General features: G+C 46.5%; 31 protein-coding genes, 6 tRNA genes and 1 other RNA gene. 29 read left to right on the top strand and 9 right to left on the bottom strand.

Features of this window, described 5'->3' with window-relative positions; all coding sequences use genetic code 11:
* Position 1: 1 nt before the first annotated feature.
* The 8 genes from rsxA to KV201_RS03535 form a co-directional block, all read right to left on the bottom strand.
* The gene (gene rsxA, locus KV201_RS03500; protein ID WP_226058519.1) at positions 2-580 is read right to left on the bottom strand and encodes an electron transport complex subunit RsxA; all 579 of its coding nucleotides are present in this window, start codon (positions 578-580) and stop codon (positions 2-4) included.
* A 125-nt stretch (positions 581-705) separates the two neighbouring features.
* Positions 706-2,610 (bottom strand): GGDEF domain-containing protein, encoded by a 1,905-nt coding sequence (locus KV201_RS03505; protein WP_226058520.1) that lies wholly within the window; start codon positions 2,608-2,610, stop codon positions 706-708.
* 209 nt (positions 2,611-2,819) lie between these two features.
* Positions 2,820-2,895 (bottom strand) — tRNA-Asn (locus tag KV201_RS03510).
* Between the two features lie 49 nt (positions 2,896-2,944).
* Positions 2,945-3,020, bottom strand: a tRNA-Asn gene (locus KV201_RS03515).
* 43 nt (positions 3,021-3,063) lie between these two features.
* Positions 3,064-3,139: transfer RNA gene (locus KV201_RS03520), tRNA-Asn, on the bottom strand.
* Positions 3,140-3,171: 32 nt separating this feature from the next.
* Positions 3,172-3,247, bottom strand: a tRNA-Asn gene (locus tag KV201_RS03525).
* Between the two features lie 58 nt (positions 3,248-3,305).
* A tRNA-Asn gene (locus KV201_RS03530) sits at positions 3,306-3,381 on the bottom strand.
* Positions 3,382-4,577: 1,196 nt separating this feature from the next.
* Complete coding sequence (locus tag KV201_RS03535) at positions 4,578-5,321, bottom strand: S24 family peptidase (RefSeq protein WP_012089131.1); 744 nt, start codon at positions 5,319-5,321, stop codon at positions 4,578-4,580.
* Positions 5,322-5,610: 289 nt separating this feature from the next.
* Here KV201_RS03535 and KV201_RS03540 point away from each other — a divergent pair, with 289 nt between their 5' ends.
* The 26 genes from KV201_RS03540 (at position 5,611) to KV201_RS03665 (ending at position 22,575) form a co-directional block, all read left to right on the top strand.
* Positions 5,611-5,838 (top strand): hypothetical protein, encoded by a 228-nt coding sequence (locus KV201_RS03540; RefSeq protein ID WP_219233604.1) that lies wholly within the window; start codon positions 5,611-5,613, stop codon positions 5,836-5,838.
* Positions 5,831-8,047, top strand: a complete 2,217-nt coding sequence (locus KV201_RS03545; RefSeq protein ID WP_226058521.1) for a DNA-binding protein — start codon at positions 5,831-5,833, stop codon at positions 8,045-8,047. The genes KV201_RS03540 and KV201_RS03545 overlap by 8 nt, the downstream gene beginning before the upstream one ends.
* A 60-nt stretch (positions 8,048-8,107) precedes the next feature.
* The gene (locus KV201_RS03550) at positions 8,108-8,830 is read left to right on the top strand and encodes an AAA family ATPase (RefSeq protein WP_226058522.1); all 723 of its coding nucleotides are present in this window, start codon (positions 8,108-8,110) and stop codon (positions 8,828-8,830) included.
* A gap of 90 nt (positions 8,831-8,920) precedes the next feature.
* Entirely contained in the window at positions 8,921-9,370 is a 450-nt protein-coding gene (locus KV201_RS03555; protein ID WP_226058523.1) for a hypothetical protein, read from the top strand.
* Positions 9,367-9,882: a hypothetical protein gene (locus KV201_RS03560; RefSeq protein WP_226058524.1), complete on the top strand. Its 516-nt coding sequence runs from the start codon at positions 9,367-9,369 to the stop codon at positions 9,880-9,882. Before KV201_RS03555 ends, KV201_RS03560 begins: the two co-directional genes overlap by 4 nt.
* Position 9,883: 1 nt before the next feature.
* Entirely contained in the window at positions 9,884-10,096 is a 213-nt protein-coding gene (locus KV201_RS03565; RefSeq protein WP_063884365.1) for a hypothetical protein, read from the top strand.
* Between the two features lies 1 nt (position 10,097).
* On the top strand, positions 10,098-10,733 hold the full coding sequence (locus KV201_RS03570) for a DUF3164 family protein (protein WP_226058525.1): 636 nt from the start codon (positions 10,098-10,100) through the stop codon (positions 10,731-10,733).
* 19 nt (positions 10,734-10,752) lie between these two features.
* Positions 10,753-11,052, top strand: coding sequence for a hypothetical protein (locus tag KV201_RS03575; protein WP_131525304.1), 300 nt, complete (start codon positions 10,753-10,755; stop codon positions 11,050-11,052).
* Between the two features lie 11 nt (positions 11,053-11,063).
* Positions 11,064-11,136: hammerhead ribozyme type II (locus KV201_RS03580), an RNA gene on the top strand.
* A 16-nt stretch (positions 11,137-11,152) separates the two neighbouring features.
* On the top strand, positions 11,153-11,371 hold the full coding sequence (locus KV201_RS03585) for a hypothetical protein (RefSeq protein ID WP_226058526.1): 219 nt from the start codon (positions 11,153-11,155) through the stop codon (positions 11,369-11,371).
* Positions 11,368-12,018 carry a gp16 family protein gene (locus KV201_RS03590; RefSeq protein WP_226058527.1) on the top strand — a complete coding sequence of 217 codons (651 nt, stop codon included), beginning with the start codon at positions 11,368-11,370 and terminating at the stop codon, positions 12,016-12,018. Before KV201_RS03585 ends, KV201_RS03590 begins: the two co-directional genes overlap by 4 nt.
* Positions 12,011-12,466 carry a Mor transcription activator family protein gene (locus KV201_RS03595; protein ID WP_226058528.1) on the top strand — a complete coding sequence of 152 codons (456 nt, stop codon included), beginning with the start codon at positions 12,011-12,013 and terminating at the stop codon, positions 12,464-12,466. Before KV201_RS03590 ends, KV201_RS03595 begins: the two co-directional genes overlap by 8 nt.
* 231 nt (positions 12,467-12,697) lie before the next feature.
* Positions 12,698-12,895: a hypothetical protein gene (locus KV201_RS03600; RefSeq protein WP_212600751.1), complete on the top strand. Its 198-nt coding sequence runs from the start codon at positions 12,698-12,700 to the stop codon at positions 12,893-12,895.
* A gap of 76 nt (positions 12,896-12,971) precedes the next feature.
* On the top strand, positions 12,972-13,880 hold the full coding sequence (locus KV201_RS03605; protein WP_226058529.1) for a hypothetical protein: 909 nt from the start codon (positions 12,972-12,974) through the stop codon (positions 13,878-13,880).
* A 43-nt stretch (positions 13,881-13,923) separates the two neighbouring features.
* Complete coding sequence (locus KV201_RS03610) at positions 13,924-14,490, top strand: hypothetical protein (RefSeq protein WP_226058530.1); 567 nt, start codon at positions 13,924-13,926, stop codon at positions 14,488-14,490.
* A 52-nt stretch (positions 14,491-14,542) separates the two neighbouring features.
* Positions 14,543-14,998 carry a hypothetical protein gene (locus tag KV201_RS03615; protein ID WP_226058531.1) on the top strand — a complete coding sequence of 152 codons (456 nt, stop codon included), beginning with the start codon at positions 14,543-14,545 and terminating at the stop codon, positions 14,996-14,998.
* Positions 14,999-15,073: 75 nt separating this feature from the next.
* Positions 15,074-15,421 (top strand): hypothetical protein, encoded by a 348-nt coding sequence (locus KV201_RS03620; RefSeq protein ID WP_226058532.1) that lies wholly within the window; start codon positions 15,074-15,076, stop codon positions 15,419-15,421.
* The gene (locus KV201_RS03625; protein WP_226058533.1) at positions 15,411-15,977 is read left to right on the top strand and encodes a lysozyme; all 567 of its coding nucleotides are present in this window, start codon (positions 15,411-15,413) and stop codon (positions 15,975-15,977) included. The genes KV201_RS03620 and KV201_RS03625 overlap by 11 nt, the downstream gene beginning before the upstream one ends.
* The gene (locus tag KV201_RS03630) at positions 15,974-16,558 is read left to right on the top strand and encodes a hypothetical protein (RefSeq protein ID WP_226058534.1); all 585 of its coding nucleotides are present in this window, start codon (positions 15,974-15,976) and stop codon (positions 16,556-16,558) included. Before KV201_RS03625 ends, KV201_RS03630 begins: the two co-directional genes overlap by 4 nt.
* Positions 16,559-16,642: 84 nt before the next feature.
* On the top strand, positions 16,643-16,867 hold the full coding sequence (locus tag KV201_RS03635; protein ID WP_226058535.1) for a hypothetical protein: 225 nt from the start codon (positions 16,643-16,645) through the stop codon (positions 16,865-16,867).
* Entirely contained in the window at positions 16,864-17,202 is a 339-nt protein-coding gene (locus KV201_RS03640) for a DUF2730 domain-containing protein (RefSeq protein WP_012197073.1), read from the top strand. Before KV201_RS03635 ends, KV201_RS03640 begins: the two co-directional genes overlap by 4 nt.
* Positions 17,202-17,498, top strand: coding sequence for an ArsR family transcriptional regulator (locus KV201_RS03645; RefSeq protein WP_226058536.1), 297 nt, complete (start codon positions 17,202-17,204; stop codon positions 17,496-17,498). The genes KV201_RS03640 and KV201_RS03645 overlap by 1 nt, the downstream gene beginning before the upstream one ends.
* Positions 17,499-17,500: 2 nt before the next feature.
* Positions 17,501-18,070 (top strand): DUF3486 family protein, encoded by a 570-nt coding sequence (locus tag KV201_RS03650; RefSeq protein WP_012089151.1) that lies wholly within the window; start codon positions 17,501-17,503, stop codon positions 18,068-18,070.
* A complete protein-coding gene (locus KV201_RS03655) occupies positions 18,070-19,662 on the top strand; it encodes a hypothetical protein (RefSeq protein ID WP_319000207.1) in 1,593 nt (530 codons plus the stop codon). The genes KV201_RS03650 and KV201_RS03655 overlap by 1 nt, the downstream gene beginning before the upstream one ends.
* The gene (locus tag KV201_RS03660; RefSeq protein WP_226058538.1) at positions 19,662-21,248 is read left to right on the top strand and encodes a DUF935 domain-containing protein; all 1,587 of its coding nucleotides are present in this window, start codon (positions 19,662-19,664) and stop codon (positions 21,246-21,248) included. Before KV201_RS03655 ends, KV201_RS03660 begins: the two co-directional genes overlap by 1 nt.
* Positions 21,241-22,575 carry a phage minor head protein gene (locus KV201_RS03665; RefSeq protein ID WP_226058539.1) on the top strand — a complete coding sequence of 445 codons (1,335 nt, stop codon included), beginning with the start codon at positions 21,241-21,243 and terminating at the stop codon, positions 22,573-22,575. Before KV201_RS03660 ends, KV201_RS03665 begins: the two co-directional genes overlap by 8 nt.
* Positions 22,576-22,600: 25 nt before the next feature.
* On the opposite strand, the gene KV201_RS03670 is transcribed toward KV201_RS03665, so the two are convergent.
* A tRNA-OTHER gene (locus KV201_RS03670) sits at positions 22,601-22,675 on the bottom strand.
* Positions 22,676-22,730: 55 nt separating this feature from the next.
* Between KV201_RS03670 and KV201_RS03675 the strand changes: the two genes are divergently transcribed.
* From KV201_RS03675 to KV201_RS03685, 3 genes are all read left to right on the top strand, one after another.
* Positions 22,731-23,183 carry a phage virion morphogenesis protein gene (locus tag KV201_RS03675; protein ID WP_226058540.1) on the top strand — a complete coding sequence of 151 codons (453 nt, stop codon included), beginning with the start codon at positions 22,731-22,733 and terminating at the stop codon, positions 23,181-23,183.
* 217 nt (positions 23,184-23,400) lie between these two features.
* Positions 23,401-24,117 carry a hypothetical protein gene (locus tag KV201_RS03680; protein ID WP_226058541.1) on the top strand — a complete coding sequence of 239 codons (717 nt, stop codon included), beginning with the start codon at positions 23,401-23,403 and terminating at the stop codon, positions 24,115-24,117.
* A 69-nt stretch (positions 24,118-24,186) separates the two neighbouring features.
* On the top strand, positions 24,187-24,849 hold the full coding sequence (locus KV201_RS03685) for a hypothetical protein (protein ID WP_226058542.1): 663 nt from the start codon (positions 24,187-24,189) through the stop codon (positions 24,847-24,849).
* Positions 24,850-24,857 lie beyond the last annotated feature (8 nt).

The raw sequence follows: 24,857 nt of genomic DNA on the forward strand, positions 1-24,857 counted from the left end.
CTTACTTAACCAATCCTGTGAATCCCATAAAGGCGAGGGACATAAGACCTGCGGTGATCATCGCAATCGCCCCGCCTTTGAAAGGTAAGGGGACATCGGCGGCCGCTAAACGCTCGCGCATCGCCGAGAAGAGAATTAACACTAATGAGAAGCCTAACGCAGCACCAAAGCCATAGATAGCCGATTGGATAAAATCGTGCTTCTCATTCACGTTTAATAAGGCTACGCCCAATACCGCGCAGTTAGTCGTGATAAGCGGCAGGTAAATCCCTAAGGCACGGTGCAGAGCGGCACTGGTCTTTTGCACGACCATTTCAGTAAATTGCACCACAACGGCAATCACTAAAATAAAACTCATGGTTCGCAGATAACTCAGGTCAAAGGGTAATAACAGATACTGGTTGACGATATAACTGAGAATAGAGGCTAACGTCAGCACAAAAGTGGTCGCCATAGACATGCCAATAGCGGACTCCAGTTTGCTGGAGACCCCCATAAAAGGGCACAGGCCTAAGAATTTCACTAAAACGAAATTGTTGACCAGCACTGTACTGATCAACAAGAGGAGATATTCAGTCATCCTAATACTTTTCTAAACGGATCTTGGCCGTATTATCGACTTTTCCGTATGCATAAACAACATATAGAATGCAGGGTTAACCATCTTTACTGTAAATTTTGGCGATGAATTAACCCGTTAAAGTATTAAATCTGATCTGTAATGGCCATGGCTTGGGGTTGTGCAATGTAATAGCCCTGCAATCCATCGACTAAGAGTTTTTCGAGGGTTAATTTTTCTTCTTGGCGTTCGACACTGGTTGCGATGACCCGAATGCCAATTCGTCTGGCGACATCCACCATCATACGTACGAAGAACTTATTGTTGCTGTCTTCATCGATGTTAGACGTGTAGCTGCCATCGAGCTTAATGTAGTCGGGGCGCACTTCGCTGAAGAATTTGAAGGAGGTAAAGCTCATGCCAAAACGCTCAATCGACACTCGCGAACCAACACTGTGCACTTCGCGGACAAACTTATAACTCGCCCCTAAGTTAGATTGCATGCCGGACTCATTGATCTCAAATACTAAGCGCGAGGCTATGTATTTTTGCTTACCTAGTATGTCTTTTAGCCAAGCGACAAACATGTCTTGATGGGCTGAAAATGCGCTGATATTGATACCAAAGTTACCGGAAATAGTCGGGTTTTCTTTAAGTATCTTTAATGCACTGATCACGACCAGTTTATCTAATTCCGAACTCATACCGTGACGTTCAGCCATGGCAATCACAGTGGTGGTGGGCAAGAACTTACCTTCGCTATTGTAAAAACGCGCCAACAACTCACGGTAAACTTCTACATCGGTACGACAAGGCTGAATAGGCTGTTGGTAGAATTTCAGTGCTTGGCGAGTCACTAAATCATGAATCGCCATCTTCCAACGATCGTCACCAAACTGCTCATCACCATTGAGTTTTTCTTGGATATGATAGCTATTGGGGCCAAGGGTCTGAGCTATGCTGACCGCGGTATCGGCTATTGTCAGTAAATTAACCGCTTCGATACCTTGGCGATAGGGGACTAAGCCTATATGGGCGACGGATTCTGCATTGGTCATCTGCTGATATTCATCGAGGTAAATTTTTAACTGGTCTAAAAATTTCGGTGCATCTTTTAGCATGACATCGGGAATAAACACAGCAAAATCGGCACTCGATACCCTAAAATATTCAGCATCTGCATATTTGCTACAGGCTTTTCGGATGCAATTGGCCACACTCGAAAGATAATCATCACCCGCGGAACGGCCTTGTTTTTGATTAATGAGGGTCAGCTCGGTCGCTTTAACCATCGCCATCAGCCCAAGTTGAGGAATATCGGGATGACTAATGGTTTCTAATTTTTGGGTAAAACGTTGGCGACTACCAAAACCTGTGACGGCATCTTGATAGGCGGCCTTATGCAGTTTTTCATTTTCTTGATTGAGCTTATCGATTTGGGCTTTAAGTTGCAGGCGACATTCTTCGAGGGAGATACCAATAGGGGTGAGCTCGCCAGTCAGTTTCGATGCTGCGACGGCAGAAAAGCCTAACTCTGGTATTTTTGAAATATAATCAGCAGCATAACGTACTGCAGCCCTAAGCTTCGACATTAATAGAATAAACACTAACAGCAAAATAAGGTAAGTCGCTAGCAACATGGCACCGAGTTTTTCAGTGTTACTAATTGCAGTATCAATGGCTTGGTTTGCACTGAGCTTGACCTGTAAACGACCCGCTGCCAATTTTTGTGTGTGGCTGAGCTCGATGGAAAATAAACTCGCTAAAGGGTGGGGATGTTTACTGTCTAAGCTTCCTTCGGTATGGCTCAGTTGGCCGTCGGTATCATCAATATATTGGAAGAACTGGAATGAGTAGTTTTCAGAAAGTTTTTTAAAGAGTTCTACACCGTTACCCTGCCATTGTTGGTAGCGGCTTAAGCTAGATTTAAAGCTATCGAGTTCTTGCTGCTGTTGGACTTGCAATTGGCTGTTTTCGCTTTGATACACCCAAGCAAAGAGACCTAAGAAAATAAGCAGTAAAAAAACTGGATATGATTTTGACATGGTCATAAAAAATCCGCTCTAGATATAGGTGAGTTCGAACAAGATAAGTTTAAGTTAGAAATACTTAAAAACCGCTATCTGTGTGAAGATACTCATAAATTTGTTCAACAAGCTGCTAACAGTGTAACTGTATTTGCTTAAAAACAAAACGGAAAAGAATAGCTTAGCTAGAAGCGAGAAGAAGCAAAGAATTGAGATTAAAACGAAGAAGAAAATGGCTCCCCTGACTGGACTTGAACCAGTGACATACGGATTAACAGTCCGCCGTTCTACCGACTGAACTACAGGGGAATCGAGGTGCGATATTGCTATCGATTTTACTGAGATAACGCTTTTAAAGTGGCTCCCCTGACTGGACTTGAACCAGTGACATACGGATTAACAGTCCGCCGTTCTACCGACTGAACTACAGGGGAATCGGGTTCGATATGGCTATCGACTAAATTACTTGCTTTAAATTGGCTCCCCTGACTGGACTCGAACCAGTGACATACGGATTAACAGTCCGCCGTTCTACCAACTGAACTACAGGGGAAGCGTTTTAAAGCAACAGCATGATAATGTAAGTGGCTCCCCTGACTGGACTTGAACCAGTGACATACGGATTAACAGTCCGCCGTTCTACCGACTGAACTACAGGGGAATCGTTTACAACTTATCTTTACTGCTTGGTCCTACGTGCCTTTACTCAGTGTTGAAATTGGCTCCCCTGACTGGACTTGAACCAGTGACATACGGATTAACAGTCCGCCGTTCTACCGACTGAACTACAGGGGAATCGTTTCACACAGTCGTAGCGACTCGTTGAGAACGGAGCGCATAGTAAAACGCTCTGTGGGATGAGTCAACTCGAGTTACTAAAAAAAGTGTAATTATGCTGTTAAGTGCTCATCTAATGTGCATCGTGATGCAGAATTCGACATTTTTAGTGAAAAACCACTTAACAATTCGCAATATAGCTTTGAACGACGCCATCGTTTGCGGAGTGAAATTTCTATGAAATTGAAATCTCTCGTTAAAAAATAAGCACTTTTAGAAATCAGCCGAGCTAAAGGCCAATGAATAGGCTTAAACAGCTTAAAGCTGAAGTGCCGCCAGCTATCGCTTCGGGTTTATCGCATCTTTTTAGCATATCGATAAGCATTGGGTAAGCAAGATGAGTTGAGATAGCAATGCGGTGTGAAGTTATCGAGCAGCATAAAAAAGGGGATTGAACCGGCGGTAAATGACGATAGGGTTAAACCGTTAGGCTTGTTGGCGTAAGGTAGACAATTAAGTAAAGCTTCTTCTAGGTGCTGAGGTAAGTCACCATGACCGATGAATCATTGGCTATCAATTATCAATTATCAATTATCAACTATCAACTATCAACAGCGAACAGTGAGTAAGTTAAGAGTTAAGCTGCCTTTCAGCTCTATCTTTCTGCCGCATATATGGAATACCTTTACAGTAAAAGTGAACTATTAATGGCGATGACGCGTATCTCAATGTCGATATGTCGACTCATTAGAGATAAATGTGATTTATACAGCATTGATCACTGAGTTTTATGCTGGTTTTAACGTTAGTGCAAACAAGCTAGTAAACGAGAAGTCCTAGCTGCTTGCTTATCTGTCAGAGTTAAAGTGTCCAGTTCAACACGTAATATGTGACTGATTTTAATTTAGCTTTTATCAAATTAGCCGTAACTGTTGCTAAAAGCGAGTGACGCGTTGCACAGTGAGAATCTGGGTCAATTGCAGTTAGTGAAATCGATATGTAACCAGTCAAATGGATTGACAATAAGTGAGAACAGCCGAGATTAGTTGAAACTAGGCGGGAGGCCTTGGTGTACAAGAGTTATTCGAGTGATGCGTTAAGTCGGAAGTGATTCACTAGGATTGATAAAAACAAAGCCGGAGCATAAACAATGCGCCAGCTTTGAAAAAAAGTCATAGGTCATTAAGATTGATAAACTCGGAACTGTTAAAGATTTAATCGAGGTTTTTACCCATCCACACGACTTTTCCAATAATTTGCAGCATTGGCAGTTCACCCGCAGAGACAATCTGAGATTTATACTCCTTGTTGTCACTGAGTATCTCTATGCCGCCATCAAACAGTTTCTGTAAGCGCTTAGCATAAAGATCGTCGCCCAGGCGTAATACGAAGATACAGCCGTCTTCTAGCGTAGTCTTGCTGATATCAACCAGTAAGCTATCTCCGCTGTGTATAGCGGGCTCCATCGAATTGCCTTTGGCATAGACGACTTTAAGATTCTCAGGCTTTAAACCACGGTATTTAAGCCAGTTCTTTCTAAACGAAAGTCGTCTGCGTACACCAGTCTCATCATTAAACGCACCATGCCCAGTGCTTACCACCACGTCATAGCCTTCAATCAAGAAATACTCTTCATTGAATTGGTCTTGATGGACGTAAACAATACCTTCCTGGGAAATATCATCGAGTTGGCGATTCGGATATTTAGGACCATTCCCAGTTGCAAGCCAACGTATGCTCACGCCAGCCTCTTCTGCTATACGTATTGCCGTATCTAACTTAGGTTCTCCACCTTTGATTAGATTACGTAGGGTGCCTTCAGATACGCCAATTTTAATGGCGAATTCTCTAATACTGTTTTTTCCAATAGCTTCCGAAATGCGGTCAGCAAGAGTGCCGACTTCAGTTGTGGAAGTCGGATCTAAAGTTGGATCTGAATGTAAGGCTTCCGACTTCATTGTTTTCCTCGAACCAAAATCTATTTAATGCTCAAGAGAGCAATAGTCATTACTTAAAAACTACCGAATAAGTAATGGTTTACTGAATATTCAACCGAAACCACATCAATCTTTTACGCATCAAAATAACTTCTGTGCGTAATTTTCTGCGCAAAAAAGCAAAAACCTGTTGATTTGTGTCTAACTCGGATCTATATTCGCAATACGTTACGCAGTGCGTAACGTATTGTAGTTAAACTGCGTTCGTTCGCAATGCGAACGTAATCAAAATATTAGCACGGTAATTCTTATGAAGATAGAAAGCGCTCGTCATATACATGCAGCCTTGCTCGCAAATGGACAAAGCTGCCGTGCGTGGGCGATTACGCATGGATACAACCCAAGGACGGTTCAGAAGTGCGTTCAATGGTTTGCACCTAATACAGGCCGTAAACCTAAACGCTTAAAAGCCATTCAGATCATGGCTGCTTTATCTGAATACCTTGGTGTTGATTTAGTGGGAGAGCACCATGACTAAGGAATGGTTTAGCACTGTAGAAATTGCAGAGCTATTGGATGTCGGGGATAGACGCGTCCGCGATAGGGCAAAACATGAGAACTGGCAAAAGCAAAGGCGACAAGGGCTAGGTGGGGGATTTGAATATCACCTCAATAGTTTACCCCTTGAGGCTCGTCAGAAGCTGGCAAAACAGGAAGCGGAGCAGATAGCAAAATCTCCATCGTCCCTGATGCGTGCGGGATCTGCTGTTGCCAAACTGCAAATGCCTGCAGTGAGTCAAACAGAAAAAGCCAAGAGCATTCAGCAGTTTATAAATCTACCTGATAAAGCGCAAAAGCGGGCTGATGCAAAGATGCTCATCGTCAATGCCAAGGCAAAATTTTGCATGCCTTACCTTGAGGTGCGTAAGCTCGTTGATGGTGAAAAAGCATTCTGCGAAGCGTATGCCAAACGTTCGATTGCACTACCTGAGTGGGTATTCTCAGTTATTAGCAGCGTTTCAGTTGTCACGATCCGCCGTTGGGAAAACGTATTAACAAAAGAGGGCGTTAGCGCACTCGCAGGTAAATACAAAGTCGAGCGTCCATGTTTATTGAATGACGAGCCCGATTTAGCCGACTTCTTAAAGGGGCTGATCACTGCCAAACCGCATCTAGCTGGCAAGGCAAAGCAGCTTAGAAAGCTAGCCGAGATCTATGCAATAAAAACCGACATGCCTTGGCAGATCCCAAGTATCTCCAGCATTCGCCGCTGGGTGAATAAATGGATAAGCCAGAATCAAGCAGCCTTTATTTTCACTACAAACCCTAAAAAATTCAACGATAAATACCGGACAGCGGTTGAGCAAACCTATTCTTGGATGGCTGCGCCAAACGATGTATGGGAATTTGACTCAACCCCAGTCGATGCAATGTTGAAAGAAGGCCGACACACCATTATTGCGGTGATCGACTGCTTCACACGTCGCGTCAAACTGCTTGTTTCGCCTACTTCATCAAGCGAAGGCATTTGCCTTTTAATGCGCAAGACCTTACTGGCTTGGGGAGTTCCAAACCAAGGCGGCTTAATGCGTACCGATAACGGTAGCGATTATGTCAGCCAGCGAACCACGAGCATCTATCACTTACTCGACTTAGAACAAAGCCGAGCTAACCCATACTCAGGTTGGGAAAAGCCCTTTATCGAACGTTTCTTTAAGACGCTCAGCCATGATCTTATTGAGTTACTGCCAGGCTACATTGGCCATAACGTCAATGATCGCGAGGCTATTGAGGCTCGAAAAGAATTTGCGGTACGCCTTAAAGAACGCAACAAGAAAGAAAACGAGAAAGCGGATTACGATCTCCGTATGACGCAACCGGAATTGCAGCAACTGCTTGATAATTGGGTTGATGCCTATTATCACCTCCGCGCACACGATGGCTTAAAGGGTAAAACACCCAATGAAGTTTATCGCGCAGCTCAATATCAAGTGCGGGCAGTCGAACATCCAGAAGCCTTAGATCTCCTGCTTAACCACGTTGGCGAGTACACCATCCTTAAGGGCTTTATTAAAGCGGGAGGATTGCGTTATACGGCACCGGAAATGTTGGAGCATGAGTGGAAAGGGCAACGAGTTCGAGTATTCCTCGATCCAACGGATGTCGCTCGAGCGTTTATATACCCGATCAATAATTGGGAAACCCGAATCGAAGCTGTTGATAGCCGTCTTTTAGGTCAAGAGATCAGCCCTGCGGCTTATCGTCAAACCAAAAAAGAAGAAGCCAAGGCATTGCGTAGTTTCAGGGCCGAAATGAAGCAACTCGCTAAAACGTTCAACATAGGCGAGATCCATCAAACCGTCATCGAGCACTATGCCAAGCAGGCTAAGTCATTAGTCGAGTTTCCTACCCAGCCAATAGCCCATCAAAACCCCAGCTTAATGGCATTAACTGAGGCTGCAGAGCAGCTCGTTAAAACTAATAAGCCTGGATATAGCGACCAACAAATTGAGCATTTACGCCAGAAGCGTAAAGCGATTGAAGAACGTAAAAACAATATTAATCAACAGCATGCAACCTTAGTGCGTAATGAGCACGAAAAGGCACGTTTGCTTGCCGCTGAATCACTCAACCGTGAATTAACGCCAAAGGAGGATGCATTCCTAAAGGATTACAAAAAGCACAACAAGTTAGGGGCAAAACGCATTGATGAAATCATGGGCCATAAGCGCAGAGCGACCAACTGAGCACTTATGACCCACAACGGCCATGAAGGCCATAAAACTAAAGCAAATGGAGTATACAAAATGAAAGCAGTGATCGCACCTGTAAAAAATGTCCTGTCAGCCCAAGACGCCTTCGACAACCTTTGTACCCGAGGCATAGGTGTACCAGGTCTCGGTTTGTACCATGGCCCAAGTGGCTTTGGTAAAACAACTGCAACCACTTATCTGTTTAACCAAGTGAACGGTATCTATGTTCGGGCTATGGCCACAGACAGTGCCAGTACGCTAATGAACCGCATTGTCGGCGAACTCGGATCGAGCGGCATGTGGCGCATTAATAAGATGGTCGATTTCACTATCGAGCAAATGAGCATGTACGAACGCCCGCTGTTTATCGATGAAGCCGACTACCTCATGTCGGACGTTCGTATGCTTGAAACCGTGCGCGATCTCTACGACAACACCGAAGTCCCAGTGATCCTCATTGGTATGGACCAAATCGCCCGCCGTATCAGCACACGCAAACAGTTCTTTAACCGTATTTCAGAGTGGGTTGAGTTTCGACCAGCCGACTTAGATGACGTCATGGTGATGGCGGATTCCCTCTTAGACAACGACATCAAAGTCGAACCAGAACTCCTTGATGAACTGCGCAAAGCCAGCAGTGGTGAGGCTCGTCGCATTGTCATTGGCCTTAATCAAATCGAACGTCTCGCCAAAATGAACGAACTTGATTACGTCACAGCAGAACACTGGGGGGCACAGCCATTCCATGGTGTTCGACGTCCAAGCCTTGTGGGTTAAGCGTTATGGCACAAGTCAAACGCTCAACCCCGTTAAGGCACAGCGCATGGTTATTCATGTGCTGCTGTCGCAATCGAAAAGTCAGTTTTAGTGCTGAACAAGTTGGCGATGCATCGGGAATGCCCAAGTGCCTCGCGAATCGCTTTACGTGATTTGTATCGAGAAGGGCGCTTAACACTCGAATGGAAAGGGCGTACAGGGCTGACAAACCGCTACTGGTTAAACGATGACAGCCCGTTAAAGCGCCAGTCTCAGTTCGCCAAGATTAAGGCGAATCAACGGATCTGGAACAGCTGCCGCATCATGCGCAATTTTTCGATTGAAGAAATCATGGTCACAGCCAGGGTGGCGCGCTCAACCGTAAAGCGTTACCTCAACGCCCTGCAACGGGCAGGCTTGATCCGCATCAGAGCTATTGAGGAGGAAATGGTCATTTATCACCTCAACGTTGACTGTGGCGCTTTAGCACCAGAGCTAATCGATGACGGTATTTATGCCCCAACCAAATCGAAGTTTTATCCCTATAGGGAGGCGCTATGAACAAGGAAAAATGGTTCCAAGTGCTTGAGTTAAAAGTCAGTGAGAGCAGCCAAGCGCAGATTGCCAGAGAGCTAGGTGTCAGTCCGACCATGCTTAATCAGGTCCTGCTGAACAAGTACAAAGGCAATATCGACACCATTAAAAATCGTGTAGAAGGGCGCTACTTACGTCACCACGTACAGTGCCCCGTTGCAGGACAAATCAGCGTTGATACCTGCCGCGACAATCAAGAACGGCCTTTTAGCTCTACCAATCCGCAACGCGTCCGGCTCTATCGCGCCTGTCGCGGTGGCTGCCCACATTCGCAGTTAAAGCAGTCGGCAGTAACACAGAGGATCGATGTGCAATCGGCGACAGACAGTCGTTACAACGTTGAGGAACAGCTCGCGTTCTGTCGCCGACTCGCCCAGGGCGATCAACTACAGCATATCGAACTACTCGAAAGGGAATTGCAAAAGGTGGCTAACCGCCTAAATAGCGCCCTTTGGGATAACAAATGGAAAGGTAAATAACATGCAAACAAAAGCTATCAATGTGATTGCCGCCTTAAGGCTTCGTGGGATGAAGGTCGTTAGCCAGCATCGCGGTGTTATCCAAATTGACGTTCCAAGCCGTGATTTTAAACGCATGGCAGTTGAGATTATCGAGAACATAAAAGGCATTCGTCGCCGTTGTATGGCGGTGCAATTTCATGGCGTGACAGTGCGCTGGAATGAGGACAAATAAGATGAACATACAAGAACAAACCCACAACCAAGCTGCTATTCCGCAGGGCTACCGCAAAAACGCGGTAGGCGATTTGGTGCATGAAGATCGTATCAAGCCCGTGGACAAACTGCGCGATGAAGTAGTGTTGGCTATTGTCGGTTCTGCTAAGGAACTGCGTGAACAGATGCTTAATTTCAAACTGATGACTATGGCGAAAATTGATGGCTTTGCCGAACTATCGGCCAGTGAATATGGCGTTAAGGTCGGTGGCAGTAAGGGCAATATTTTACTTACTAGCTTTGATGGCAAGTACCAAGTGCGCCGTGCAGTGGGTGAACACCGTGTGTTTGATGAGCGCATTCAAACCGCTAAAACCTTGATTGATGATTGCATTAAAAGCTGGAGTGGTGGCGCGGATACCCGCCTGATGGCGATGGTTGAGCATGCCTTTCGGGTAAACCAGCAAGGCCGAATTGACGTTAACCAAGTGCTCAGTCTGCGCCAGCTGGATATCGACGATGCCAACTGGAAACGGGCCATGGACGCCATAGCCGACGCGATTCAAATCACAGGCACTAGCCAGTACTTGCGCCTATATGAGCGTCAGCCTAATGGCAAATACACCCAACTACCATTGGATATCAGCACCCTTTAGGGTGGGCAAGGAGCACATCATGACACTCAGCACACAATCGGGCATTCAACACCTATTCGATGACAACCAAGCAGCACTCGATCGGGTGGCGTTTCAATTACGCCAAGCGACCTTACTTGAAGCCAGCTTTGACAATCTGCGCAGCGAGCTCAGTGGCCTAGCCGCTGAAAGGCCGCATTACTGTTTGATGATGTGCGCCGCGCTGCTCAATGCGCTCAAGGAGTTAAGCCAAGAGTTTGCAGGCGAACGCCGCGCTGTGATCGGTTTCTTTATGGAAAAGTCACTCAACAACTTAGGGCTACTAGCAACAGCGGGCTAGAGCCCAAGACCCAGCGAAACACTGGCGGCCTAGGTCGCTAGTGTCTATCCAGCGTAGTGGCTGGGTACTGATGAGCAGCTAACAAAAAGAGCAATGATGAATGACACCCTATGCTAAACGCTTACTCAAATATGCCATAGCGAACTGCCCAGTTAGGCCCGTTCGTAAGGGGAAAACTAAGGCAGAACTGCTCGCCGATCGTGAGCTTTGGGCTGTTAACTTTTTAAATGCAGTAACACCGAATTGGCAGCAGCTTAAGAGTCAGCCTAAAGCCATCAAGATAGTATCCAGTGCGACAACCGATGAGGATGACGAATGATAGAAACTAATCAAAAAGCCCCTGTGCAGACTAATGCACAGGCGCACCCAGTCGCTCAACACAAGAAGCGCCTTATCACCTTAATCAATGTGGCTAAGGGATCATTACAGCTCGATGAAGCCATCTACCGCGCCATGCTGAAAAATGCCACGGGTAAAGATTCCTTGCGGGCAATGAACTTGCCAGAGCTTGAACAGGCGCTAGAAGTGTTTAAACAAAAGGGCTTTAAACCCATAGGCTCTAAACAAGAGGCAACCAACAATAAAACAGCAGTTAAACGCCGTTTAAGTCCTGCTGCGGGTAAAAGCAAATTGGCCAGCATAGATAAAATACGTGCCATTTGGATCACCATGGGCCACCACTTAGTGATCCAGGATAACAGTGAATCGGCGCTCGATGCCTATGTGCGTCGCATGACGCTACGCAGCCGCATTACTAATAACCAAACCCAAGGCGTTGATGCCACCGCTTGGATGACAGAACCGCAAGCCTACAAAGTGCTTGAAAGCCTGAAAAACTGGCACAAGCGGGTGTTGATTGAGCGCATTATTGCCCGAGGTGAACGGCTAAAGATGAATGAAGCAGGTACACGTCCCGCAAACTATGAAGTGATCGTCGCGCAATACGAGGGGCATGGCCATGAGTAAGAACATCTTAAACGCGGTTAGCATTCCAGAAAACCAGTTGGATTTATTGTCCACCAGCGCCGCCGAGCTGGAACAAGCCCTCGAAACCTTAGCCACGCTTAAGCCCTATGAACGTGAGGACTTCATTCGCCGCTGGCCCTCAACCTTGCAAAGCTTGTGCGATGTGATGCGCCAAACCCTAAAGCAATACGATATTGATAACGCGGATAATGTGAGCGAAGCCTTAGCCACCAGTCTAAGCGCCTATCTAGGCGGGCGCGATATCTACATCCCTAATGGCGAACGCCTTAAGGATGCGCTGCGGGATATCCGTATTTGGCGTGAGTTTAAGGGCAATAACCTAGAGCAGTTAAGCCGCGACTATGGACTCACGGAACGCCGGATCAGTCAGATAGTCGCGGAGCAAAGGGCGGCATTTGTGGCGAGGAAGCAGAGGAGATTGTTTTAGTATTTAAATCCCATTTTTTACTTTTGAGTTTGACTTAATGGCTAAAACTGCGCTAAATTTGAGCTGTAGGTAGGTTTAAAGACCCGTTAATGTTGATATAAAAAATACAGATGTTTTATTTTAAACCTCATTCCATTGAGGTTTTTTGGTTTTAAAATGGTGAGGGATACTACATGTGGTGGTGCTCATGGATGTTTAGCACTATATATGGGTATTAATAAGGAGGCTGTTATGAAGAATACAAATTTAAAAGTAATGCAAGAGCAAATATGCGGTAAGAGTGTGGATGTTCAAGCAATTGCTAGTTTTGGGTTCGGAGGGTTTCCTTCTAATGCATTAAGCATGAAGTTTAAGACTAGTGGCATTGCGAATAAAACTAAACTTAAGGCTCAGCCTTCTATTGCGAATTTTACTTCTATTCGCATATAAAAATTGAAACTATTTATTAACAAAAAAGACCTGCTATGATGTAGGTCTTTTTTGTTTCAGAGACATAGGACGTTAAATGCCAGGCTTGAATGCAATTATTGCCGAAATGAATACACCTAACGAGGATGGGACAGTCTTTGGTCCAGATGGTATAAGGGAAAAATACATTCAGTTGTTGTCCCAATACCGAGGCAGAAATGTCATTTGTTATTATTCTGGTTGGCTAACCACTAATGGACAACCTGTACCGAATCTGTCTATTGATGACAACGACAAAAATGGCTTTATGAACGCTATTTATGAAATGGATTGTACAAAGGGATTAGATTTGGTGCTGCATACACCTGGAGGTTCAATCACGGCTGCAGAATCTCTTGGCTATTATCTACGAAAAAAGTTTGGCACCAATATTGAAGTTATCATTCCACAGATGGCCATGTCAGCGGGGACAATGATTGCGTGTAGTGCCAGAAATATCATCATGGGGCATCAATCATGTATCGGCCCATTTGACCCGCAATTAGCTACAGTATCTGCATTTTCAGTGTTTGATGAGTTTAACCGCGCAGCGCGACAGATTCAGTTAGAGCCTCATACTATTCCATTATGGCAGGCTTTACTAAGTAGATACCCTCCAGCATTTTTAGAGCAATGTGAAAGAGCAATAGAGTTAGCTAACTCGATAGTGCCGAACTGGTTAAATTCTGGAATGCTGTCAGACCTAGATGATGACGTGCGTCAAGATAGAATTGATAAAATAATGTCAAATCTAAATAATCCAAGTGAAACAAAGGAGCATTCAAGACATATTCACTTTGATAAAGCACAAGATTTAGGGCTAAAAGTGAGTTTGCTTGAGGCTGACCAAGATTTACAAAATCTCGTTTTGTCGTTACATCATGCCTATACAGCAACATTGATGATGACCAATACATCAAAGCTTATTGAGTCCCAGACGGGTAAAAGATTTATCCTTACTTACTAGCTCAAGTGCTACGACAGTTCATTTAAGAAAAGGGATTTTCTACATGAAAAAAACCATACTAATTATACTAATTATACTAATTGTAGGATTAGCTTACATCTTCATACCTGTCAAAGTGACTGGCTCCCTCTATGTTGTAACTAATGCTGTGGATGTAATACCAATACCTATCACTCAGATCAAGGTTTACCCGCTCAAAGAATTCAGGAAAGCCCTGTTCGATAAACAAAGTTATGCAAATAAAGAGTGTATGGGACTGCCTGATAAAAATGAGGTCGAATTAGCTTATCTTAATGGCGGCCCTAACCGAAATAATGCTAAAGCAAACTACGAGCTGATTGTGTCCTGTGAAACTTCCTCTCTGATAAAAGAGATCCAATTGCCTGCAGTCCAAACTATTCAAACTAATAAAAATGGTGAGTTTGCCTTTAGCCGTTCACGGTTAGATAACTTTGTACTGTTGTCTGAGGCGCAACGTCAGGTTGGATTGGAAACCGAGCGCTACCTGTGGCTAAGGGTTATACCCCATCAGGGACTGCTGTCACAGCATCTAGAAATCAATAATGATAATTTGATTAACAACACCGATATCAGGAATATTCAACTGTAATTATCGATGACTTTTAACGCTGTTTTTTGCATAAAAATAAGGGAGCATAGATATGTATACCATTAACAACATGAGGTCTTTTTCTAAAGATTACAAGAAGATAAATGGTAGGTTTGATGTATTTAAAAATACATTGAAAGAATACTTCGCCAGTAAAAATATCAATGACATTTTCAGTGAACCTGTAAACTCAAATGCATTATTTTCGATAATGGGTTTTGATTTTGGAACCCGTGTAATGCCTTTTATATATAACGGGGAAATTTATGGTGAAGTCAGTTTTTTTATGATGTATAGAGATGGCACTACTGGAGAGAACCTTAAAAATTTATATATCAGTTCCAACGGTAATGTTTTCTTTGAGTTAAATGCTACTGGACCTGTTTGGGCTGATATAGAGGTTGATGATTTATCACCTCCACCACAATTTAATTCAGGCAATCATATTAGTGATAAGCTTTTAATTCCATTAGCAAATCAACTATTTAAACTGTTCACTACATCCTAATCCCGAAACCTTTCCAATCCGCTCCAAACCCTTAAGCCGAGACAATGAACCTATGTTCACTGTCTCGGTTTTTTTATGGCCTTTGTCACCCCCAACTCTCGTAAATGCAAGGTTCGCAGCGGCGTTAACAGCATGCCGATTGCGAATGCTCGCCCCTCTGGCTTTCACATCTGTCGGATACAAAACCGAGTCTATCGCCAGTGTGCCAAAGACGGTTTTAATGCTCGCCTTCGTGCAGAGTTAGCGGCTGACCTCACTGGCAATGTGCCTGTCCCCCTCGACAAATCAGTGCCTTTGTACAGCCACAGTCTCACCCGTCAAAGCTACTTTGAACAAGGCTGGCATGCCGTCACTCACCTCCATGTTTTAAAAGCCCGCGAGCAACGCAAGGCACAAGCTATGGCGGTGCCTAATGAACAGTAAACTCAAGGCGATTTTAGTCGCCGCAGGTTTAAGCTCTGCAGCCATTACGGGCGCTACCATTACCGATAAATGGGAAGGCAATAGCCTGAGCGTCTATGTCGATGCGGTGGGCGTGCTGACCGCCTGCCGTGGCCATACGAGCAAAGACTTAAAGCTTGATCAAACCTTCACCGAGCAGCAATGCATGGAGATCTTTGCCAAGGATATCGCCAAGGAAGATAAGCAGCTGCTCAGCCTCACCGCGCCCGTAACGCTCACCCACAGCGAGCACGCCGCCTATTTATCGTTTTTGCACTGGGCGGGATACGGCAACTTTGCCAGCTCAACCTTGCGTAAAAAGCTGTTAGCTGGCGACAGCGTGGGCGCGTGCAAAGAGCTAACCCAAGCCTGTTCCACCAATCCTCAAACGGGTGAGCGTGTCTGCAATGGTTGGACCTATGGCACCCGCCTAGGTGTCAAGGTGCGTCTGAATGGGCTGATTAAACGCCGCGCCGAAGAGCAAGCCATTTGCCTAAGCGAACTGGGCCTCTCGCAATCAAAGGGGGGCGCACAATGAATCCCTCTCAAATCATTAGCACTGTGCAGTGGCTATTTTTGTCACTGGCATTAGTCACCATTGGGCTGATGTACCACCAACAGCAGAGCACTAAGAGCCAGCTCACCCAAGCGTTAACTGATAATGCTGCCCTAAAACAGAGTGCAGATACGCTAGCGGCATGGCTACAAGACGCCAACGTTGAACGCATTGCCCTAAAAGACGAAGGCGAAACCCTCGCCCTACAGGTGCAAACCGTTGAGCAGCAAAAGGCCGCGTTAGCCAACCGCAATCAAGATCTTAACCATCAACTCACCCAGTTACTTGAGGACGCCCAGGATGAACAAACGCAAGCATGGCGTGTGGCTAGTGTGCCTAACGATGTTGTGCGCGTGTACGACAACGCCGCCCGCTGTGCGTTACGTGCCTATTTACAAGACCCAATATGTGTTGCCGCCAGAAGTACTGATGCGCGAGTGCAACGTCACTCAGGTTCCACTACAGGTATTGCAGTGCCTGCAAACCCAACAGGTGGTGTGTCTTCGCAACCCACCGCTCAGCAATCAAGAGTTAGCGGGGCTAATGCTCTCGCTACTCACTGATCTTGGGCAATGCAACCTCGACTGGCAAGCCCTGCATGATTGGCGGCAACGCCATCAAACTGACCAAAAAAAATAGGGAACCCCATGGATAAACCCGATTGGGCTAGCAATATGGAAACCCGCGAGCGAGATGCCTGCGTTGATGCAGTACGGGATGCCGCTAGACACAAACAATACCGCCAAGGTAACGGAATTTGCATTGAGTGCTTAGAGCCAAATGAGCCACAGCGGCTTAACGAGTTGCGCTGTATTAGTTGCCAACAGGATGAAGATAAGCGCCAAAAGCAGCGCTATGGGAAGCGTTTATGATCGAATCGCTATTTGAATATTTCGGTAAGTATTGGGGCTTCATTGGCAGCGTCATTAGCGTTTTTTGTGCACTGCTGATGGCGTGGTTTAGCACGCGATTTACCCCACGGATTGAGCATGAAAAGGTGATCCAAAAGGTGGCGGAAATCGACAAGCGCCTTAGTGAAACTGAAATGCAATTGGAGTACATGCCGACCCGTGACGAACTGCATGCGCTCGATAAAACCCTCACAGGTTTAGGTGAGCGCTTTGGCGCAATGGAACAAGGCATTAGGCGCTTAGAAACCAAGACCGACATGCTTCTCGAAAACGAACTGAAAGGAGGCCACCAATAATGGCGATGCAGCAAATTATCAATCAGCACCAACGCCTCGTGGTGCTTCGATTACTGACCGAGGCGGGAGCCTTCGCACTCAATGAGTCCATCTTACAAGATGGCTTAAATGCCTACGGCCTCGACATTAGCCGCGATGCCTTGCTGGTGCAGCTCGCTTGGCTTAACGAGCAAGGGCTGATTAAAATCGAGTTAGTGGGCAAAGTGACCACGGCCACGCTAACAGGTCGCGGCCAAGATGTGGCGACAGGCCGCGCGGTAGTGCCAGGGGTTAAACGTCCACGGGCGGGAGAGTAGCCATGGCGAGTGAAACCCGAGGCCGCCGCTCTAAGGTGGATTTACTGCCTGATCCTATTCGCAAGAAGCTCGATGCGGGGCTGCGTAATGGTTCGATTCAGCAGATTGATTTGCTCGATGAAATCAATGCGCTGATTAAAGCCGCTGGCTTGCCTGAGGAAAACCAGCTTTCCCGTGCAGGCATCAACCGTTACGCCACCAAGATGGAGGCCGTGGGTAAATCCCTGCGCGAAATGCGTGAGATCACCCAAGTGTGGACGGCAGAGCTGGGCGATAAACCCACAGGTGAAGTCACTAAACTCATCCTCGAAATGGCGCGTTCGCAGCTGTTTAAAGCCCTATTAAACCAAGATGAAACAGGCGAAGGTGCCGACGTTGGCATGATTAAAGACGCCATGTTAGCGGTGCAGCGTTTGGAGTCTGCTGCAATGGCCAGCCATAAGCGCGAGAAAGAGATCCGCACTGCGTTCGCGGCCGAAGCGGCTAATGCCGCCGAGAAGGTCGCGAAAACCGCAGGCTTAACCAGTGATGCAGTTGCCTTGCTTAAACGTGAAATCTTGGGGATTGCATGATGAGCTGCCTCATTAAACCTGTCTTTGATCCTGCGCTTGAGGCCAGTTATCTCAGCATCTTTGATCCTAAAGAGGTGCTGCTCGGTTATCAGAAACGCTGGATAGCCGACGAGTCACCGCTGAAAATTGCCGAAAAGTCGCGCCGAACTGGACTCACTTGGGCCGAAGCTGCCGATGCTTCTTTAACTGCAGGCGCTGCCCGTGGCCAAGGGGGGACTAACCATTTTTATGTGGGCAGTAACAAGGAGATGGCACGGGAATTTATCGACGCTGCTGCCATGTGGGCCAAAGTATTTGATAAGGCCGCAGGTGAAATCCAAGAAGAAGTCTTTGTCGATGAAGGCCAAGACGGTAAAGAGATCCTGACCTTTGCCATTTACTTTGCCTCAGGTTTTAAGGTGCAGGCGCTATCGAGTAATCCCTCGAACCTACGCGGTATGCAAGGCAATGTGACCATTGATGAGGCCGCGTTCCACGAACGCTTGGCCGAAGTGCTAAAAGCGGCATTAGCGCTAACCATGTGGGGCGCGAAGGTACGCTTGATCTCCACCCATAATGGCATTGATAACCAGTTCAATGAGCTGATTAATGATTCCCGTGCGGGTAAAAAAGATTACTCCATTCACCGCGTCACCTTAGATGATGCCTGTAATGAGGGGCTGTATAAGCGTATTTGCCAAGTGCGCGGCATCGAATGGAGCCAAGCGGCCGAGGATGACTGGAAAGCAAAATTACTCAAAGCCACAGCTACCGAAGAGGACGCATTAGAAGAATACTTCTGCGTGCCTAAATCGGGCGGTGGTGCCTATCTTAACCGCGCGTTAATCGAAGCCCGCATGGCCAGCGTGACAGATAGCGGCCCCGTTGTTCGCCTTAAAAAAGACGACGCTTTTGGACAGTGGCCAGAGGGTTTGCGGGCGGCGGAGATCCTTAAGTGGTGTGAGGATGAACTAAAGCCGGTTCTCGATAGCTTAGACCCTGCACGCCCCCATTGCTTTGGTGAAGACTTTGCCCGTAGTGGTGACTTAACTGTGATTGACGTGGGGGAAATCGCTCAAGATCTCCACATCAAAACCAAGTTACAGGTCGAGCTTAAAAACATTCCCTTTCGCCAACAAGAGCAGATCCTGTTTTACATTGTGGACCGCTTGCCACGGCTGAGGGGCGGCGCGATGGATGCGCGCGGTAATGGCCAAGCGTTAGCGGAATACGCCCAGGATAAATACGGCAGTGAAGTGATCGCCTGTGTGATGCTGTCTGAGTCCTTTTACCGCGAACAAATGCCACGTTTTAAAAGTCACTTTGAAGACGGCTTAATCACTATCCCAAGGGATGACGACACCAGTACTGACCTACGGGCCTTAAGCATTAACCGTCGAGGTACGCCATGCCTTGGCGATGTGCGTACAGGTCAAGAAAAAGAACGCCACGGTGATGCCGCGATCAGCCTGTTCTTGATGGTATACGCCTCCACCTTAGACGGTGCCCCCATAGAGTTCACCCCCATTCCTAGAAGTGATCACCGCAATCCGAATGCCCATGCAAGTGCCCATGAGGATGATGATCATCAAACGCAGCGAGGTTGCTGGTAATGCAAGAAAAAACAACTGAATCACGTATTTTGGACGCCAGTGGTCGGCCGTTTAAACAGCGTGAAGCCAAAGCACTGCAGACCGACGATGTGCGTTTAATTGGCTTGCAACGTACCTTTAGCCAGCACCCAAGTAGCGGCTTGACGCCCGCCAGTGCAGCCAATATTTTACAGGCCGCCGAGCAAGGCGATCTCATTGCCCAATGTGAACTGGCAGAAGATATCGAAGAGAAAGACGGTCACCTATATGCCGAGTTAGACAAGCGTAAACGGGCACTGATCGGCGTGGATTACTATTTAATACCGCCGCGTAACCCGACGCCACAGGAAAAGGCCGACACTGAATATCTGCAAGAAATGCTCGAAGAAGGTAACTGGATAAAGACGCTCATTAAGTCAATGAGTGATGCCATTCTCAAGGGCTTTAGTATGCACGAGTTAGCCTGGACGCGAGAGCTAGGCGAATGGTTTATTGAAGTGCCAGAGTATCGCGATCCGTCTTGGTTTATGACTCACCCTGAGCGGCGCAACGAACTGCGGCTGCGTGATGCCACGGTCAATGGCGCTGACCTGTGGCCCTTTGGTTGGATCAAACATATTCACCCAGCCAAGTCGGGCTATGTTAGCCGCAGTGGTTTAGTGCGTCAGTTAATCTGGCCTTTTATTTTTAAAAACTACAGTGTGCGCGACTTAGCCGAGTTTTTGGAGATCTATGGTTTGCCGCTGCGGATTGGTCAGTATCCTGCGGGTGCCAGCGATGAAGAAAAGCGCGCCCTGTTAAATGCAGTGATGAGCATTGGCCATAACGCGGGTGGCATTATGCCCAAGGGCATGGTGATGGATTTTGAGAGTGCCGCCACAGGTCAAGCCGATCCCTTTGATTTGATGATTAGCTGGGCTGAAAAGACCATGAGCAAGGTGATTTTAGGCGGCACCTTGACCAGCCAAGCCGATGGTAAAAGCTCAACTAATGCGCTCGGTAACGTGCATAACGAAGTGCGCCAAGAGCTGCGCGATGCTGACCTTACCCTGATTGCCGAAACCTTAACCCGCGACTTAGTGGCCCCTTTATATGCGCTTAACTGCAAGAGTTATCAAAGCCACCGTCGTCATCCACGTTTAGTCTTTGATACCACAGAAGCCGAAGACTTACGGGCCTTAGCGTATCCGCTGCGTGCGTTCGTCAGCATGGGCATGCAGATCCCACAAAACTGGCTGCATGAAAAGACCCGTATCCCTAAGCCCGCTAATGGCGAAGCCGTGCTGGTGATCCAGCAAGAAGATCCCAATGCCAGCGCTGCTAACCAGACAGCATTGGCGGCTTTAGCCGCTCAACCGTCTAGTGCCCCGTTGAGTGAACCGAGCCAAACCGCCTTAGATAAAGCCTTGGATGCACTCACTCAAGGTCAAATGAGCGAAGCCTATATGGTCATGGTTGAGCCATTACTGACACAACTGCAGAGCGAGCCGGAGCAGCTGCGGGCGCAACTGGAACAGGACTATCCCGCCATGGATACCGAGCAGCTTACCGAAACCTTAGCGCGGTTAATGTTTGTGGCCGAACTGTGGGGCATGGCCAATGCCTAAACCAAGAGTGCCTAAAACCGTTGATTTAAGCATTGCCATTAACCAAGACCCCGCCGATGCGGTGGCTTATTTTCGTGCCAAAGGCTTTGCCATCAGTGACGATTGGCAAGACGTGTGGACCCGCGCCCACGCCCGTGCCTTTACGGTGGCCAAGGCGGCACAGATGGATGTGCTCACGGCGATCCGTAATGAAGTGGATGCAGCCCTAAGCCAAGGGTTAACCGCTAAGCAGTTTCAGGCCAACCTTAAACCGCAGCTTGAAAAGCTCGGATGGTGGGGTAAAAAGGAAGTCGATGGCCGCGAGGTACAGCTGGGGAGTCCCTACCGCTTAAACACTATCTATCGTCAAAACCTGCAAACCGCTTACATGGCTGGGCGCTATCGTCGCATGTTATCGCGCAGCAAAACCCACCCCTATTGGCAGTATGTGGCGATAGATGACGGCCAAACACGGCCAGCCCATGCGCGGCTTAGGGGTAAAGTGTTCCGCTTTGACGATCCAATATGGGACATCATCTATCCTCCCAATGGATGGGGCTGTCGTTGCCGCGTTCGGGCGCTCACCGAGGCGCAAGTGAAAGCGATGGGGATCACTGTGGAAAATGGCGAAGGTTATATCCAGCGCTTTGACACTGAGACAGTCGCGCGCGGAACGGGTGAAGTGTTAACCGTGCCCCATGCGCGTATCGATCTGCCCGATGGCAGCAGCATGAGCCCCGATTTAGGCTGGGCCTATAGTCCAGGCGAAGCCGCCTTTGGTACCGACGTGGCCGTCGCTAAAAAGCTTGGCACTATTCAATCCCTCGATACCCGCGCGCAGTTTATTCAAGCACTCAATAATAGCCCACTGCGCCACGCCCAGTTTGCCCAATGGACGGATGAAGTCCTTGCCGCCAATCCAGGGCAGAAACGACGACCAGGCTTAGGCGTACAGGCTTTAGGTTTTATGACGCCCTCGATTCAAACCGCAGTGACAGCGCGTTTAGGGCGAGAACCTACGGCCTTACTGGCCATAGGAGAAAAGCAATTAGTGCATGCAGATAGTGCAAGGCACATTGCCGAGGGTGTTGCGTTAAGTCGTGATGAGTATCAGCAATTACCGCAGATGTTGGCAGAACCCGAGGCCGTGCTTTGGGATAGCAAGAACCAGAATCTGTTGTATGTCTATCCCGCTGCGGATGATGCAGGCAGTATGGTCAAAGTGATTATTAACAGTGCGTGGAAGATGAAACGCCAACAGGCAATGGATGCAGTGATCAACGTCTATAAGACGGATCGAGCGAACCTGCTGCAACCAGAATATGAAGTGATTGAAGGTCGTCTGTAAGTGAGTTTGGTATAAGTGAAGTGTGGTGGCGTGGTGGGAGTCGAACCCACATACACCCTGAATGATCAGAGTCTGCTTTACCAGTTAAGAGTACACGCCACCCTGTGTTCAAGCATATCACCATTCCTCCAAGTTGACAGTGCTAAGGATAAAAAATGAACAAGGTAGAGATCGTCTTAAGTGACTCCCCAGTGCTGCAAGTGTTGGGGAGTTTGCTGGATAAGCTCGATGACTTAAGCGAACCGATGAACGATATTGCTGCCGTTCTGGAGTCCGCTACAGAGGGTGCCTTTGAGGCCGAGGCCGATCCAGTTACAGGTCAAGCCTGGGCCTCTTTAAGTGATGCCTACCTTAAGGCCAACCCTAAACGCCAGGGCGGTAAGATATTACAAGCCAGTGCTGGCGGGCTAGCTGCCAGCGTAACTGCCGACAGCGGCGACTTTTGGGCGGCGATTGGTAGCAATAAAATCTATGCCGCCATTCACCAGTTTGGTGGCACCGACGATATGCCCGCAGGCCCAGCGGGTATTCCTGCACGGCCATACCTAGGTGTAAGCCGTGAGGATGAGCAGTCTATGCTAGGGTTCTTGGGAAGCTATTTGCTGTAAGAATGTGTTGTAAAAAGAGGGTTGAATGGATTTGTCTGCTAACGCCCTCAGACACGATTTAAGCGCCTAAGCCTTCAACTTGGTATAACGGCTTATCTAAAACCCACTTAAACGCTTTAACAAGGATTTAAACGGGTTTTAAACATGGTTTGGTAGTTGTCTTTAGTGGTACTTGTAAAATAAGATATGATAAACACCATATTATCGGCAGTTAAAATTGAATATAGAGCAACGGATAGCCTTATATGAAAAATTATATCAAGAAGAAGTTAATCGAGGCGAGTTACTTAATGCTCGACTCAATGTCCCACTGACCGTCTTTGTTGCACTCATTGGTTTACTCTCCTTCATTTTCCAAAATATTCCGGACGCACAAGGCTTTGAAATTATAATTTTCAGAATATTTTGGGGATTATCCTGCTTGGCATTATTTGTGGCATTCAGGTTTTTTTGTCTTGCTTGGTATGGGCATAAGAATAAATTTTTCCCAACTGCAGAAGTTATTGATGGTCATTATTTAACACTAAGGAAATTATACTTTACTTATCCAAATGCGAAGAAGCTAACAGAAGAGTCATTTAAGAAGTTTATGCTTGAAAGCTATAGGGAATATGCAACCACTAACGCTAGTAATAATGATAGTAAAAGTGAATACCTATCCAAAGTTACTCTGTCATTAACTTGCGCAGTGTGCTTATCTTTTATCACATTAATGCCTTATCAATTAGTCGTCGATGATGTAAAAAAAGTAAAACCACAAAAGGAAAAAGTAGAATGTCAGATAAACGTCAGCCACCGCCACCACCACCAAACCCAGGTCCAAGAAATGTTAGAGGTGATGTACCAAGACCATCGCCCACTGATGTGCCAAGACCGACAACACCTAAACCATCAAGATAGGTCAGTAATACATGATGAAAGATTTCAGGATTAATCTTGAAATCTTTCTAATTAGCAATGCGAAAAAACATTAATCATTGATATTAAAAGGATTTTAGTGAAAATGAAATTTGTAGGACTGGTAAAATTTTTTAGAAATGAAGAGTTTTTAGATAGCTTGCTTTCAGGTTGTTTTCACTGCTCACCACCTGAGCGATATAGAATGGATGAGCAGCTTGGTGTTTCAGATAAAATAGAGAGTTGTGCATATTCTTATAGAGTAAAAAGAAATGATCCACCAATTGTGATAATGATAAATGATATAGAAATCACTGATCCTCTAAGCCTTACTGTTCATAATAATCCGTATAAAGACTCCTGGATGCATTGTTGGTTTACACTAAATATACCTGATAGTGAAGACGGATTAGCAGTATTGAAATCTGATCTTGATAGGATGAAAAAAGAATTTGGTAGTGATTATGCTTTTATTCCTAACTCTAACCTAAATGAATTAATTCATCGACTTAAATCAGTCAGTATCAAGGATTTACAATATGGTGAGGTAGAGTACAGTAATGATTCAGCGAAATTTAGCTGTAGATGCAAGTCATTATCATACTCATATCAGAGAGAGTTTAGGTTTTTATTTGGCGAGTGCGCAGTTTCTGAAGAAGACTTTTTTATTTTGAATTATGAAAATGGCTTTAGGGATCTCATATATAAAAATGCGACCGTAAAGCTTACCGACAGAGAAAATGGACATGTGTGGTTCGAGTTAAAATAGTAATCCCG

This window comes from Shewanella sp. SR1, from assembly GCF_020447145.1.
Classification (GTDB): Bacteria; Pseudomonadota; Gammaproteobacteria; order Enterobacterales; family Shewanellaceae; genus Shewanella; species Shewanella baltica.